Raw genomic sequence first — 13794 nt, 5'->3', positions numbered from 1 at the left:
GTGCGGATCCGGACCGCCCGCCCCGACGATGCGCCCGCCGTGGTGGCGCTGCGCGCGCTCGTGCACCCCTATCTGGTGCGCGGCGTCGAGTCGACCCGGCGCATGATCGCCCAGCCCCCGCCCGGCGAGGACTGGACCGCGTACGTCGTCGAGGTGGACGACACCGTGGTCGGCTGGGCGTCCGCGTACCGCAACGACCGGACGTCGGAACCGGATGTGGGGGAGGTCTCCACGCTGCACGTCCACCCCGGGCACCGGGGGCGGGGCGCCGGCACCGCGCTGCTGACCACCGCGCTGGGGCACCTCCGGGACATCGGGGCGCGCCGGGTGCGTACCTGGGTGCTGCCGGAGTCGCTGCCGTTCGCCCGCCGACACGGCTTCACGCCGAGCCGGGAGCTGCGCTACTCGGCGCTCGATCTGCGGCCGGCCCCGCCGATGCCGGAGCCGCCGCCGGGCGTACGGCTGCTCCCGCTGACCGACGTCGACCCGCGCCGGATGCACCTGGCCAACCTGGCGGCGGCGACCGACGAGCCGGAGGACGTGCCCGTCGACTCGATCAGCTACGAGAACTGGCGCTACGAGGTCTGGGACAACCTGGGCCTGGACCGCGCGGCCAGCACGGCGGCCGAGGTCGGCGGCGAGGTGGCGGCGTTCAGCCTCGTCAAGCGGGACGGCGACCGGATGTGGTCGGACTACACCGGCACGTTGCCGGCGTACCGGGGGCGCGGGCTCGCCCGCCTGGCCAAGACGGCGGCGCTGCACCGCGCCGCCGCCACCGGGGTACGCGTCGCCTACACCTCCAACGACGAGGCGAACGCGCCGATGCTGGCGGTCAACGTCCGGCTCGGCTACCGCCCGGTCGGATCGAGCTGGTCCTGCCTGCGCGACCTGTCCTGACGGTCCCGCACACGTCAGCCCGCCGTGATGGGCTGGCCGAGCGAGCGGCGGGCCAGCAGGGTCGCCCCGGCGACGGCGGCTGGCATGACCAGCACCGCGCCGAGCGGGATCAGGAAGCAGACGAAGACCGCCACCCCGAAGCCGAGCGTGGTCGGCCGGTCCGCCTTGAGGATCAACCGGCGCTCCGGCAGCCGCATCCCGCGCCGGTAGAAGGGGGCGCCGGCCAGTTCCACGGCGAGCAGCCAGCCGCCGACCGCCGCGCCGATCACCGGCACCACGGTCTGGCCGACCACCGGGACGAACCCGGCGGCGAAGAGCGGGATGCCGAACAGCACCGACAGGCCCACCAGCCGTACCGAGTCGGCGAGGCTGCGCCGCAGCGACGGCCAGAAAGGCACGTCGACGGCGCCGGGCGTGCCGCCGAGGCGCTCCTCGACCCGTTCGGAAATCTTCTCGTAGAACGGGTCGCCGATGACCAGGGTGACCGCGGTGAAGCTGACCACCGCGAGCAGGCCGCCGATGCCGAGGAAGGCCAGCCCGGCGACCACCCGGACCAGGTTGCGCCAGGTGGCCGACCAGTCGTCGGCGAACGGTGTGACCAGCGCGGCCAGGTCGTCGACGAAGTACGCCAGGGTGGCGAACGCGGCCACGAAGAGCACACCGGAGATCAGCGCCGGCACGATGCCGAGCAGCATCAGCCCGGGGCTGCGGACGTAGAGGCCGAGGCCGCGCAGGAGCAGGCCCACGCCGGTGAAGAACCGGCCGACGGCGCCGGTCACGGGCGCGGCGATACGGGGTGCGTTCACGACCGCAGAGCCTAGTGGTCGCCGACGGCCGATGCCCCGACAGCGGCCGTACGGCACCGGGGCAGGATGGACGGGTGCGGGCGGCCCGGTTGATCTCGTTGGTGTTGCTGCTCCAGGCGCGGGAGACGATGACCGCGGCCGAGCTGGCGCGGGAGTTGGAGGTGTCCGAGCGGACCGTCTACCGGGACGTGCTGGCGCTCTCCGCCGCCGGGGTGCCGGTCTACTCCGACCGGGGGCGAACCGGCGGCTACCGGTTGCTCGGCGGCTACCGGACCCGGTTGACCGGGCTGACCCGGGACGAGGCGGAGGCGCTCTTCCTGGCCGGACTGCGCGGTCCGGCCGGCGACATGGGGCTCGCCGACGCGGTGGCGTCGGCCGAGTTGAAGGTGCTGGCCGCGCTGCCGCCCGCGCTGCGCGACGCGCCGGCCCGCGCCGGGCAGCGGTTCCACCTGGACGTGCCGGGCTGGTTCCGGGAGGTGGGGCCGCCGCCGTGGCTGACCGAGCTGGCCGGGGCGGTCTGGCGGGACCGGGTGGTCGAGCTGCGCTACCGGCGCGGGGACCGCGAGGTCACCCGGGAGCTGTCCCCCTACGGGCTGGTGCTCAAGAACGGCGTCTGGTACCTGGCCGGCCGGGTCGGCGACGACGTGCGCACGTACCGGGTGGACCGGGTGACCGGCGTTGCGGTGAGCGGGGAGACGTTCGACCGGGACGAGGGCTTCGACCTGGCCCGGTACTGGCGTGAGCAGGCCGAGGCGTTCCTCCGGGGCATGCTGCGGGACCGGGTGACGGTCCGGCTGACCCCCGCTGGCCTGCGCCAGCTCCGGCACCTGGCCGACGCCCCCTTCGTGTACGACGAGGCGGTCGCCGCCGCCGACGGTCCCGACGGGCAGGGCTGGGTGACGACCCGGCTGCCCGTCGAGTCCGTCGACGTGGCGTACAGCCAGTTGCTGGCGTTGGGGCCGGAGGTCGAGGTACTCGACCCGCCGGGGCTGCGGGCGCGGCTGGCCGAGGCCACGTCCCGCGCCGCCACGCTCTACGCGACGCGGCCCCAGCCCGGGACGGCGCGGACCGACGCCGACGGTCAGCGGTAGCCGGTGACGTCGGCCGGCTTGCCCGGGTCCTGCACCTCGACCAGGTACCGCCAGGCGTCCGGCCGGCTGCCGTCGAGGTCGGTGAAGCCGTACACCTTGGCCAGCTCGCCGCTGGACACGGACCGCCCGTTCCAGCGGGCCCGGTCCTCGTCGGCGGCCAGGGCGGCCACCGCCCGCCCGACGAACGCCGGCGACTCCGAGATGGCGAAGTGCGGCTGCTTGTCCAGGGCGTCCCGCCAGTTCTCCTCGGTAACCCCGAAGAGCTCCAGCATCGCCTCCGACCGGAGCCAGCCCGGGGTCAGCGCGACGGCCGTGCACCCGTGCGGCCCCACCTCGTGCGCCCAACTCGCCGCGAGCCGGTTCACGGAGACCTTCGCGAGGTCGTAGAAGACCGAGAGCCGGTAGTTGGCGTCGTTGTACTCCCTGGTGCCGTCGCCGACCTCGATCACCAGCCCGCCCGGGCGGCGGATCAGCAGCGGCAGGGCGAAGTGGCTGGTGACGATGTGCGTGTCGACCGCCAGCCGCAGGGTGCGGAAGCCCGCGTCCAGCGGCTGCTCCCAGACCGGTTTCTCCCAGGTGATCAGCGGGTCGCCGCCCCAGATGTCGTTCACCAGCACGTCGAGCCGGCCCTGCTCGGCGTCGATCCGGGCGACCAGGTCGCGCACCTGCTCGGGGACGAGGTGGTCGACCCGGACGGCGATGCCGGTGCCGCCGGCTGCCGTGACCAGCTCGGCGGTCTCCTCGATGGTCTCCGGCCGGTCCATCTCGGAGCGGCCGGCCCGGGTGCTGCGGCCGGTGGCGTAGACGGTGGCGCCGGCCGCGCCCAACTGGACGGCGATCTGCCGGCCGGCGCCCCGTGTCGCCCCGGCGACGAGCGCGATCTTCCCTGTCAGCGGTGTCGTCATGCCCGCCAGCCTGTCAGCGATACCTGACAGCGGAAGTCCGGTTTTCCGTACCCGGGGCCGTGCGTCATGCTCGGCGGCATGCACCTGCTGCTCTCCGGCATCGTCGGCTCGGTCGCGTACGGGCTGGCCGGGCCATGCTCCGACGTCGACCGGATCGGCGTCTTCGCCGCGCCCACCGTCGCGTTCCACGGCCTGCGCCCGCCCCGCGAGTCGGTGGTGACCACCGACCCCGACACGACCCTGCACGAGGCCGCGAAGTGGTGCCGGCTCGCGTTGAGCGGCAACCCGACCGCCACCGAGCTGGCCTGGCTGCCGGACGACTGCTACGAGACCCGGACGGACTTCGGCGACCGGTTGATCGCCATCCGGTCGGCGTTCCTCAGCGCGCCCCGCGTCCGCGACGCCTACCTCGGCTACGCCGGCCAGCAGTTCCGCAAGCTGGAGTCCCGGGGCGACGGCACGTTCTCGGCCGACACGCGGCGGCGGACCGCCAAGCACGCCCGGCACCTGGCCCGGCTGGTGCACCAGGGCCGGCTGCTCTACACGACCGGCGTGCTGGAGATCCGGCTCGCCGACCCCGGGTGGTTCCGGGCATTCGGCGAGCGGGTGGCCGACGGCGAACTGAAGGAGGCGCGCACGCTGCTCGCCGAGGCGGAACGCGACTTCGACCGCGCCCGCTCCCCGCTGCCGGACCGCCCCGACGAGGCCACCGTGGAGCGCTGGCTGCTCGACGTCCGCGCCGCCCACCTGCCGCCCGAGTTGACCGCGCCCTGAGCCGCGCTCCCGGGCCACGAAGGGGCCGGCGAAGTGCCCGCCCGCACCGAGGCCGGCCGACAGTCCGCCGTGCCGAGGAAATGCGGTTGGACCGGCTGGAGCGCCGCTGCTAGCCTGCTCGGGCGTCCTCGATCTTGGAAGGGAGGTGGGCACCGTGGTCATCACGACATCGCTGTGCTCCCACCCGGCCGCGAGGACGCCACGGTCCTGACCCGGGGGCACGTCACACCCGGAAGGATCCCCATGACCGACCTGGTCATCCGCCCGCTCACCGTGGGCGAGGAAAAACTGTTCGACTCGCTGCCCGACCCCGGGCTGGTGGGCCGCGCCGCGTTCGGCGAGAACTACTCCGACATGGCCGCCGACGGCCAGTACCGTCCCGAGTGGAGCTGGGTGGCCCTGCGCGGCGACGTGGTGGTGGCCCGCGCCGCCTGGTGGGGCGGGCCGGACGACACCGCGCCGCTGGCCCTCGACTGGTTCGACTTCACCGACCGGGAGGCGGCGGTCCGGCTGCTCCGGACCGCGCCGCTGCGGGCCGAGTACTCGCTCTCGCTGCCGCCCGGCTGGCGGGACGACCCGGCAGTCCGCGCCCAGGCCGAGGCCCGGATCGACGCCGCGACGGCAGCCGGCATGTCGGTGCTCGTCGAGCGGTACCGCTACCGCTGGAAGCCGGAGTGCGGGCTGCCCGCCCGCCCCGGCCGGCTGGAGTTCCGACCGGAGCCGGACGACGCCGTGATCCTCGACGTGCTGCGCCGGGTGGGCGAGGAGAGCCTCGACGCGCACACCCGGCACACCGCCGCCGCCCACGGACCGGACGCGGCGGCGCAGGAGGAACTCGACCTGTTGCGCTGGCTGCCGAGCCCGCGCGACTGGTGGCGGCTGGCCTGGACGCCCGACGGCGAACTGGTCGGCGTCACCGTGCCGGCCCGCAACCACCGCGACCCGATCGTCGGCTTCGTCGGCGTGGTGCCCGAGCAGCGCGGGCACGGGTACGCGTACGACCTGCTGGTCGAGGCCACCAACCTGCTGGTCGAGGCGGGGATGAAGGAGATCGTGGCGGCCACCGACCAGACGAACCACCCGATGGCCGCCACCTTCGCCCGGGCGGGCTACCCGATCGAGCGGGAGCGGATCGACCTGGTGTGACGGCTCGGCTCCCGGCGTCGGTGTCCGGCGCCGGGAGCCACCGGGTCAGTCCGTCAGCCGTACGCGGACGCGGCGGTTGGCACGGCCCTTGCTCTCCACCTTGACCACCTGCACCTTGCCGATCTGGGCGGTGGAGGCGACGTGCGTGCCGCCGTCGGCCTGGACGTCCAGCCCGACGATGTCGACGATCCGGACCTCCTGCTCGTCCGGCGGGATCAGGTTGGACTGGGTCCGGATGATGTCCGGCAGGGCGAGCGCCTCGGCCCGGGGCAGCACGCGCACGGCAACCGCCCGGTCGGCGGCCACCTCGGCGTTGACCAGCTCCTCGATGCGGCTCTTGAAGTCGGGCGGCACCTCGGGCAGGTTGAAGTCCATCCGGGCCTCGCCCGGCTCCATGTTGCCGCCGGTGACGAGCGCGCCGAAGTCGCGGAACACCACTCCGCAGAGCACGTGCAGCCCGGAGTGGGTCCGCATCAGCCGGGTGCGCCGCTCGTCCTCGACGGCACCGGTCACCGCGGTGCCGGCCGGCGGCAGCGGGTCACCCTCGGCCGGGATCAGCCAGAGGTCGTCGCCCTTGCGGGTGCCGACGATCCGGGTCTGCACCCCCTGCCAGAGCAGTACGCCGTGGTCCGGCGGCTGTCCCCCACCGCCCGGGTAGAACGCCGACCGGTCCAGCACGAGGCCCTGCTCCGGGTCGGCGTGCAGCACGGTGCACTCCCACTCCCGCAGCGTCGGGTCGGCGAGGTCCAGCCGGTGCGTACGACCGTGGTGTGTGACGCCCATGTCAGGGCACATTACTCGTTGAGGAAGGCGGATATCCGGCTGCGCAGGTCGGCGCGTTCCGTCCAGAGGACGCCGGGCCGGTCGTACACGTGCAGGGTGGCCCGGGGCAGCGCGGCCGCGAGCTGCTCGGCGACCTCGGCCGGGTGCAGGTCGTCGCCGGCGCAGCCGATCACCAGGGCGGGCGCGGTGACCGCGGCCAGCGACCCGGCGTCGCGCAGCGGCGCCTGCTCGGGCAGGCTGGCGAGCCCGGGGCCGAGCCCGTCGCGGAGGAGCTGGTCGAGCCGCTGGCGCAGGTAGGCCCAGCCGGCCGGGGTGTTGCGTACCGCCGACGGCAGCTCCGCCTGGACCACGTCGGCGACGGCGGAGGCGTCCCCGCTCTCCACGGCGTCGAACAGCGCGGTCAGCCGGGCCCGGGCGACCTCGCCGCGTGGCCGGTCCAGCACCGCCGGCAGGAAGAAGACCAGCCGGTCGAAGCGTTCGGGGCTCTCGGCGAGCAGCCGGCAGAGCGCCCCCGCGCCGAGGCTGGCGCCGAAGGCCCGGGTGGCGCCGCCCAGGTCGGCGACCGTACGCAGGTCGCGGGCGAGGTCCAGGTAGCTCCACGGGCCGGGCGGCGCGTCGGAGCGGCCGTGCCCGCGGAACTGGAAGAAGAGCTTGCGGCCCGTCACCCCGCTGCCGAACGGCCGGGTGGTGGCGATGCCGTTGCCCAGCCCGTGGGCGAACACGGTGGTCGGGTCACCCGCCCCGGTGACGAGCTGCTCCAGCCGTACGCCGTGCGGCGTGGCGACCAGCTCGGTCTCCGGCTCGGGCAGGGCCGGCCTGCCGGTGCGCGGGGCACCGGGGCCGGGCCCCCAGGTGCGGGGCCCGCCGTCCGGCGGGGGCGGCCAGCGGAAACCTCTCACCAGAACCCTCTGCCGTCGCTCAGGTCGCGCAGGCCAACCCGGACGTCGAGCAGGTAGATGAGGCCCGCCGCGATGCCGATCAGGCCGAAGAGGCTGATCGGACCGAAGCCGAACAGGGTCAGCACCAGGCAGACGGCCAGGATGGCGACCCAGCCGCCCTTGGGCAGGGTGCCGATGGCGGCGAAGGCGTCGGAGCGCTGGGTGATGGCGTGCACCAGGGCGACGCCCTGCACGATCAACGCGAACACGAGCAGGATCAGCTCGATCACGTGGCGGACTTCGAAGGCGAAGAGCGGCGCGGCGTGGGCCATGACGGCAAGCTTATGCCGGCAACCCCGGAAACGTCCGACAGGACGCCTCCGGGGTCGCCGGCGCAGCGGGACTACTCGGCGGCCGGGCGGGTCCGCTTGGTGGCCCGGGGCAGCTTCGCCGACGGCGTGGCGGCCGGCTTGGCGGCGGCCTTGGTGGCGGCCTTGGTGGCGGCCTTGGTGGCCCGGGGCGCCCGGGTCGCCTTCTTGGCGGCGGCCGGCTTGGCCTCCACGACCTCGGCCACCTCGGCCGGCGTCGGCACCTCGGCGGCGGTCGGGGCGGCCGGCGTCGGCACCTCGGCGGCGGTCGGGGCGGCCGGCGTCGGCACCTCGGCGGCGGTCGGGGCGGCCGGCGTCGGCACGGCCGGCTTCGCGGCGGTCACGGCCGGCTCGACCTCGGCCTCGGTGGCCTCGATGTCGGCGTTCACGGTCTCGGCGGCCTCCAACACGCCGGCGCCAACGACCCGCTCACCCCGGGCGACCAGCGCGACGTACGCGGCCTGCGCCCGCTCCTGCGCGGCCTGGGCGCCGGCGACCACCACGGCGGCGTTGCGGGTCGCCACCTCGCGCAGCTTGTCCAGGTCGGCGACCTCGCGGAGCTTGTTCAGGTCGGCGACCTCGCGCAGCTTGTCGAGGTCGGCCGCCTCGCGGAGGCGCTTCAGGTCGAGGTCGGACGAGGCGGCCTTCTCCCGCAGGCCGCTGGCGGTCAGGTTCGCCGTGCGCAGCGTGTCGTTGGCCTTCTGCCGCAGCTCGAATCCGGTGACGACGGCCTTGCCGCCCAGGTCGGCGACGACCCTGGTGCCGAGGTCGGACACCACGGCGGGAAGCTTGCGGAGCTGCTGGAGGGCCAGCTCGCCCGCGCCGGCGGCGGCGTAGATCGGGGCCGGGATGCGGTGGGTCTTCGGCTGGGTCATCACTTCTCCTCTTCGGCCGCGTCGGCGGCCTTCCGGACCGCCCTGCGGGCGGCCTTCTTCGCGGGCGTGTCGGTCGGAGCGGGGGCGGGGCCGGCCTCGGTGACGGCGACCGACTCGAGGACGGCCTCGGTCGGGGTGCCCTCCGGCGTGGTGGGTCCGGTGGCGGCGAGGTTGGCCAGGTCCGGTGCCTCGGCGGCCTCGGGCGCGCCCGGGGCGGCACCGTCCGGTGTGGCGCCGGCGGCCGCCGCGGTCGCCTCGGTGAGCCGCGCGTTCTCCCGCCGGAACGTCTCGTAGATCTGGGTGAGCGACTGCTTCTGCGCCATCGTCAGGTCGGGGTCGACCGCGATGGCCGCGAGCACACCCTGGCCCTCCTTGTCGTCGAGCAGCCCGGCGCGCAGATACATCGCCGGGGTGGAGACCCGCAGCGCGCTGGCGAGCTGCTGGAGCACCTCCGCGCTCGGCTTGCGCAGGCCGCGCTCGATCTGACTGAGGTACGGGTTGCTGACCCCCGCCTGCTCGGCGAGCTGTCGGAGCGAGATCTTCGCGTTGCGGCGCAGGTCGCGAATGAACCCGCCGACGTCGGGAAGGTCCTTACCAGTGGCCATACCCCGACGGTAGCCCGCTCCGCTAGCTCCTGCAAGCAAAGTGCTAACCAGAGTTAGCGAGGTCTCACCCATGCGAGTTGCGTGCCCGAACGTCACCTGCGTACCTTCCTCCGATGACCAAGATCGAGGTGAACGGCGCGCTGCTCGCGTACGACGACACTGGCAGCGGCACCCCCGTCGTCCTGCTGCACGCGGGGATCGCGGACCGCCGGATGTGGCGGGGACAGATCGGCCCGCTGGCCGAACGGCACCGGGTGATCGCCCTGGACCTGCGCGGCTACGGCGACTCGGAGCTGCCACCCGCCCCGTTCGCCCACCACGACGACGTGGCGGGGCTGCTCGACGCGCTCGACCTCCCCCGGGCCGCCCTGGTCGGCTGCTCGTTCGGCGGCGCGGTCGCCATCGACACCGCGTTGGCCCACCCCGACCGGGTGACCGCGCTCGCCCTGTTCGGCACCGCCGTCTCCGGGCACGAGTGGTCCGAGGAGGCGAACGGCCTCTGGGACACCCTGGTGGGCGAGGTCGACCCGGAGGACTTCGCCGCCAGCGCCGCCGGTGAGGTGCGGTTCTGGGTGGTCGGCCCCGGACGCCGCCCGGAGGACGTCGACCCGGAGCTGGTCGCGTTCGCCGTCGAGATGGACCAGCGGGCGCTCGCCGCCGAGCGGGCCCTCAGCGCGGTGGACGTCGCCGAACTCGACCCGCCCGCGATCGGGCGCCTCGGCGAGCTGCGGGTGCCGGTCCTGGTCACCGCCGGCGCCGCGGACGTGCCCGACATCAGCCGGCTCGCCGACCGGATCGCGGCCGAGGCACCGGGCGCGACCCGCCTGCCCGACGTGCCGGACGCGGCCCACCTGCTGCCGCTGGAGCGTCGCGCCCCGGTCAACGCCGCCCTGCTCGATTTCCTGCCCTGACGCCCGACCCGGCCCGGCGCCCGGCCGTCGGCGCGCTGACCGTCGCGGCGCCGCTGCCCGGGCATCCGGCGTCGGCGGGCTGGGCGTCGCGGCATCGCCGGGCTGACCGTCGCGGCCCCGCCGGGCTGGCGTCCGGCGTCGGCGGGTGACCGTCGCGGCGGCGCCGGGCAGGGCGCGCGGCGGCGGCTACCAGACGGGGCGTACGGCGCCGACCGGGAGGCCGCCGCCGAAGAGCGGCACCTCGGCGTACTCGGCCAGCACCGGGGCGTCCAGGCCGAGGCGGCGCAGGGCGGAGACCAGCACCGGCATCCGCGCCCGGCCCGCACCGTCGTCGATCTTGAGGGCGACCGCGCCGATCCCCGGCACCGCGGCGGCGATGACGCCCTCGGCGCCCACCTTGGCGAGCAGCCCGGGGACGCCGCGCATCAGCCGGGTGTCGTCCGCCTGCGTGCCGCCGACGATCTCCGGATGGGCGCGCATCGCGTCGGCCACCGTCCGCGGCACGGCACCGGCCTCCGCCGAGACCAGCCGGAGGTACGCCCCGGCCAGGCCGGTCAGCGACACCGCGAGCACGGGAGCGCCGCAGCCGTCCACCCCGACCGCCGCCGCCCGTTCACCGGTGAACTCCTCGACCGCGTCGCGCAGCCGCTGCTGCAACGGGTGCTCCGGGCGCCAGTACCCGTCGAGCGGCCAGCCGGCCGCCAGGCAGGTCAGCAGCATCCCGCTGTGCTTGCCGGAGCAGTTCATCTGCGTACGGGTGGGACCGCCACCGGCGCGCAGCACGGCGGCCCGCGCGTCCTCGCCCACCGGCAGGTCCGGCGGGCAGTGCAGGGCCGACTCGTCCAGCCCCGCGCCGGCCAGCAGCGCGCCGACCCGGGCCAGGTGGAAGTCCTCCCCGGCGTGGCTGGCCGCGACCAGCGCCACGTCCGCCGGGTCGGTCAGCGACAGCCCGGCGCGGAGCATCCCGACCGCCTGCATCGGCTTGTTGGACGAGCGCGGGAAGACCGGGGACGTCACGTCCCCGGCACCGGCCACCGACGCGCCGTCGGCGTCGAGCACCACCACCGAACCCCGGTGCACGCCCTCGACGAACCCGGACCGGACCACCTCGGCGAGCGGCACGCCGCCCTCGTACGTCTTTCCCACGGTGTGGACGGTACCGACCGCCCGGCCACCCCCGGCGGGCGGGTGACCAGGCAGTCGACACCCGGGCGTACAGGAGTGTCGGCGGGGCCGCCGCTTACCGCCCGGCGGCCGGCACGCCGAGCAGCCCGCGCGCCTCGGCGGTGGTCAGCGGCGGCCGCTGGGCGAGCTGGGCGAAGCCGACCGCCCGGGCGACGAGCTGCATGTTGGACTCCACCGGGCGGCCCTTGGCGTAGGTCACCGTGTCCTCCATGCCGACACGCAGGTGCCCGCCGGCCGAGAGCGACGCCAGCATGACCGGGATGGTGCTGCGGCCGATGCCGGTGGCCGAGAAGGTCGTGCCCTCGGGCAGGTCGCGCAGCGCCTGGTGGGCGGCGACCAGCGTCGACGTGGTGCCCGGCATGCCGCCCGGCACGCCCATCACGAAGTCGACGTGCACGTGCCCGCCGGCCGGCAGGCCGTACTTGCCGAGCAGGCGTTGCAGGGCCGTCAGGTGACCGAGGTCGAAGATCTCGTACTCCGGCACGATGCCGCGCTCCTGCATCCGGGTGTGCAGGTCGACGATGAACTCCCAACGGTTGAGGAAGACGTCGTCGCCGAAGTTGAGCGTGCCCATCGTGCAGGAGGCCATGTCGGGCCCGGCGTCGAGCACGGCGAGCCGGTCGGCCTCCGGGTCGGTCACCGCGCCGCCGGAGGAGAGCTGCACGATCAGGTCGGTGCTCTCCCGCAGCGCCGCCACGGTCTCCCGCAGCCGCCCCTGGTCCAGGGTCGGCTTCGCCTCGTCGTCGCGGATGTGGACGTGGATCACGGCGGCGCCGAGCGCCTCGCACTCCTTGGCGGTGAGCAGCAGCTCGTCGAGCGTCACCGGCAGCGCCGGCACCTCCGCCTTGGCCGACTCCGCGCCGGTGGGGGCAACCGTGATCAACGTCCCTGTCGTCATGCCCGGATCCTAGACCGAGGTCAGGGAGCCAGTCGACCGGAACTTTTCCGGCCTCAGCGCCACGAAGGAGAGATTCTTTCGCCGCTGGTGCGCTAGGCCGGATCGATCGCGGCGGCGGTCTCGCCGACGAGCAGGCGGGCGTCGTCGGCGACGTTGCGCTTGACCACGGCCAGAGCGACCTGGCCCAGCTCGTGGTGGTGCACGGCGGTGCCGACGAAGCCGACCGCCCGGCCGTCGAGGGTCACCGGCGTGCCGGCGACCGGCGGCTGGTCGGTGGTGACCCCGTCCAGGTGCAGCAGGACGAGCCGACGCGGCGGCCGGCCCATGTTGTGCACCCGGGCCACGGTCTCCTGGCCCCGGTAGCAGCCCTTGTCCAGGTGCACGGCGGGGGCGACCAGGTCCACCTCGGCCGGGATGGTCCGGTGGTCGGTGTCCACCCCGACCCGGGCCCGCCGGGCGGCCACCCGCACCGCCTCGTACGCCCACAGCCCGGCCACCGGCACCCCGTTGCCGCGCAGCTGGGTGACCACCTGTTCCATCGCGGCCCGGGGCACGAGCAGGTCCACGCCCAGCGGGCCGCGTCGCGCCCACCCGCCGACCGGGAGCGGCTTGACGTCGTACAGCGCGGTCGGCCGGGGCGGCACCTCGCCGGAGCGGAACTTCGGGCCGGGCACCGCGACCACGTCGGGCGCGGCCAGCCCGGTCGCGCCGAGCGTCTCCACCGCGGCGGGGGCCTCCGGCCCGACCAGCGAGAGCAGCGCGTGCTCGCCGGTCACGTCGCGCGGCTCGACCCGGCTGAAGAACCGCATCTTCTCCAGGTAGGACAGCAGGCCGGTGGTGGCGCCCGGCTCGGTGTCGAGCCAGGTGGTGACGCCGTCCTCGGCCACCATGGCGTGCTGCTCGACGTGCCCGTGCGGCGAGAGCACCAGCAGCTCGGTGCCCTGACCGGCGGCGAGCTGCGCCAGGTGCTGGGTGGTGAGGGTGTGCAGCCAGCCGATCCGCTCCTCGCCCGGCACCGCGACGACGCCCCGGTGCGAGCGGTCGACCAGGCCGACCGCGGTCTCGAGGGTGCGCTGCTCGCGCATCGGGTCGCCGTAGTGCGCGGCCACCCCCCGGACGCCGGCCGCCACGTGCGCCGGCTCGGGCTGGTCCCGGCTGGCCTCGTCGATGCTCTCGACGCTCACCGCGCCCGCGATGTCGATCATTTCCGGTCCCCGTTCTCGCAGCGGTCGCAGACGCCGAAGAGGGAGACGTGGCCGATGTCCACCCGGAACCCGCGCTGCTGCGCCAACCGGTCGGCCAGCGGGCGCAGCAACTCCGGATCGATCTCGTCGATCGCGCCGCACTCCCGGCAGACAAGGTGGACGTGCTGGTCCTCGCCGGCCGCGTGGTAGGTCGGCGAGCCGTGCGAAAGGTGGGTGTGGGTGACCAGGCCGAGCCGTTCCAGCAGCTCCAGCGTGCGGTAGATGGTGGTGATGTTGACCCCCGCGGCCACCTCCCGGACGGCCGTGTGCACCTGTTCCGGGGTGGCGTGCCCCAGGTCGAGCACGGCCTGGAGGACCAGTTGCCGCTGCGCCGTCAGCCGCAGCCCACGGGCGCGGAGCATTTCCGCGAGGGAGGATTCGGACACCGTCCGATCATAGTTCGCCCGACCGCCCCGGCCGCCGGGTCG

At 74.9% G+C, this 13794-nt stretch carries 16 protein-coding genes; 5 read left to right on the top strand and 11 right to left on the bottom strand.

All coding sequences use genetic code 11. The annotated features are described in order from the left end of the window. Positions 1-897, top strand: coding sequence for a GNAT family N-acetyltransferase (locus ACGF5C_RS18195; RefSeq protein WP_393303003.1), 897 nt, complete (start codon positions 1-3; stop codon positions 895-897). Positions 898-911: 14 nt separating this feature from the next. On the opposite strand, the gene ACGF5C_RS18190 is transcribed toward ACGF5C_RS18195, so the two are convergent. Next, on the bottom strand, positions 912-1703 hold the full coding sequence (locus tag ACGF5C_RS18190) for an EI24 domain-containing protein (RefSeq protein ID WP_393303001.1): 792 nt from the start codon (positions 1701-1703) through the stop codon (positions 912-914). 74 nt (positions 1704-1777) lie between these two features. Here ACGF5C_RS18190 and ACGF5C_RS18185 point away from each other — a divergent pair, with 74 nt between their 5' ends. Next, on the top strand, positions 1778-2794 hold the full coding sequence (locus ACGF5C_RS18185; RefSeq protein ID WP_393302999.1) for a helix-turn-helix transcriptional regulator: 1017 nt from the start codon (positions 1778-1780) through the stop codon (positions 2792-2794). Here the strand turns inward: ACGF5C_RS18185 and ACGF5C_RS18180 are convergent. Continuing rightward, positions 2785-3699, bottom strand: coding sequence for an SDR family oxidoreductase (locus ACGF5C_RS18180; protein ID WP_393302997.1), 915 nt, complete (start codon positions 3697-3699; stop codon positions 2785-2787). The genes ACGF5C_RS18185 and ACGF5C_RS18180 overlap by 10 nt on opposite strands. A gap of 78 nt (positions 3700-3777) precedes the next feature. On the opposite strand from ACGF5C_RS18180, the gene ACGF5C_RS18175 reads away from it, so the two are divergent. Together ACGF5C_RS18175 and ACGF5C_RS18170 are read left to right on the top strand one after the other, a co-directional pair. Continuing rightward, positions 3778-4473 carry a DNA polymerase beta superfamily protein gene (locus tag ACGF5C_RS18175; protein ID WP_393302995.1) on the top strand — a complete coding sequence of 232 codons (696 nt, stop codon included), beginning with the start codon at positions 3778-3780 and terminating at the stop codon, positions 4471-4473. Between the two features lie 243 nt (positions 4474-4716). After that, on the top strand, positions 4717-5619 hold the full coding sequence (locus tag ACGF5C_RS18170) for a GNAT family N-acetyltransferase (protein WP_393302994.1): 903 nt from the start codon (positions 4717-4719) through the stop codon (positions 5617-5619). A 45-nt stretch (positions 5620-5664) separates the two neighbouring features. Here ACGF5C_RS18170 and ACGF5C_RS18165 read toward each other — a convergent pair whose 3' ends face one another. The 5 genes from ACGF5C_RS18165 to ACGF5C_RS18145 form a co-directional block, all read right to left on the bottom strand. Next, positions 5665-6402, bottom strand: a complete 738-nt coding sequence (locus tag ACGF5C_RS18165; RefSeq protein WP_393302992.1) for an alanyl-tRNA editing protein — start codon at positions 6400-6402, stop codon at positions 5665-5667. 11 nt (positions 6403-6413) lie between these two features. Continuing rightward, entirely contained in the window at positions 6414-7301 is an 888-nt protein-coding gene (locus tag ACGF5C_RS18160; protein ID WP_393302990.1) for an alpha/beta fold hydrolase, read from the bottom strand. Then, positions 7298-7612 carry a DUF2516 family protein gene (locus ACGF5C_RS18155; RefSeq protein WP_393302988.1) on the bottom strand — a complete coding sequence of 105 codons (315 nt, stop codon included), beginning with the start codon at positions 7610-7612 and terminating at the stop codon, positions 7298-7300. Before ACGF5C_RS18155 ends, ACGF5C_RS18160 begins: the two co-directional genes overlap by 4 nt. 71 nt (positions 7613-7683) lie before the next feature. After that, positions 7684-8526 carry a hypothetical protein gene (locus ACGF5C_RS18150; RefSeq protein ID WP_393302986.1) on the bottom strand — a complete coding sequence of 281 codons (843 nt, stop codon included), beginning with the start codon at positions 8524-8526 and terminating at the stop codon, positions 7684-7686. After that, entirely contained in the window at positions 8523-9128 is a 606-nt protein-coding gene (locus tag ACGF5C_RS18145; protein ID WP_393302984.1) for a helix-turn-helix domain-containing protein, read from the bottom strand. The genes ACGF5C_RS18150 and ACGF5C_RS18145 overlap by 4 nt, the downstream gene beginning before the upstream one ends. 113 nt (positions 9129-9241) lie before the next feature. Here ACGF5C_RS18145 and ACGF5C_RS18140 point away from each other — a divergent pair, with 113 nt between their 5' ends. Beyond that, positions 9242-10039, top strand: a complete 798-nt coding sequence (locus ACGF5C_RS18140; protein ID WP_393302982.1) for an alpha/beta fold hydrolase — start codon at positions 9242-9244, stop codon at positions 10037-10039. A 186-nt stretch (positions 10040-10225) separates the two neighbouring features. On the opposite strand, the gene ACGF5C_RS18135 is transcribed toward ACGF5C_RS18140, so the two are convergent. The 4 genes from ACGF5C_RS18135 to ACGF5C_RS18120 form a co-directional block, all read right to left on the bottom strand. Beyond that, entirely contained in the window at positions 10226-11185 is a 960-nt protein-coding gene (locus ACGF5C_RS18135) for an asparaginase (RefSeq protein ID WP_393302980.1), read from the bottom strand. Positions 11186-11279: 94 nt separating this feature from the next. After that, entirely contained in the window at positions 11280-12122 is an 843-nt protein-coding gene (locus tag ACGF5C_RS18130) for a 3-keto-5-aminohexanoate cleavage protein (RefSeq protein ID WP_363700770.1), read from the bottom strand. A 92-nt stretch (positions 12123-12214) separates the two neighbouring features. Next, on the bottom strand, positions 12215-13327 hold the full coding sequence (locus ACGF5C_RS18125) for a YgfZ/GcvT domain-containing protein (protein WP_393302978.1): 1113 nt from the start codon (positions 13325-13327) through the stop codon (positions 12215-12217). Next, positions 13324-13752, bottom strand: coding sequence for a Fur family transcriptional regulator (locus ACGF5C_RS18120; RefSeq protein ID WP_350706946.1), 429 nt, complete (start codon positions 13750-13752; stop codon positions 13324-13326). The genes ACGF5C_RS18125 and ACGF5C_RS18120 overlap by 4 nt, the downstream gene beginning before the upstream one ends. Positions 13753-13794 lie beyond the last annotated feature (42 nt).

The organism is Micromonospora sp. NPDC047620, assembly GCF_043205005.1.
In the GTDB taxonomy this organism is placed as follows: Bacteria; Actinomycetota; Actinomycetes; order Mycobacteriales; family Micromonosporaceae; genus Micromonospora.
The sequence above is the reverse complement of the archived record's forward strand: the minus strand, read 5'-3'. Positions and strand labels throughout refer to the sequence as shown.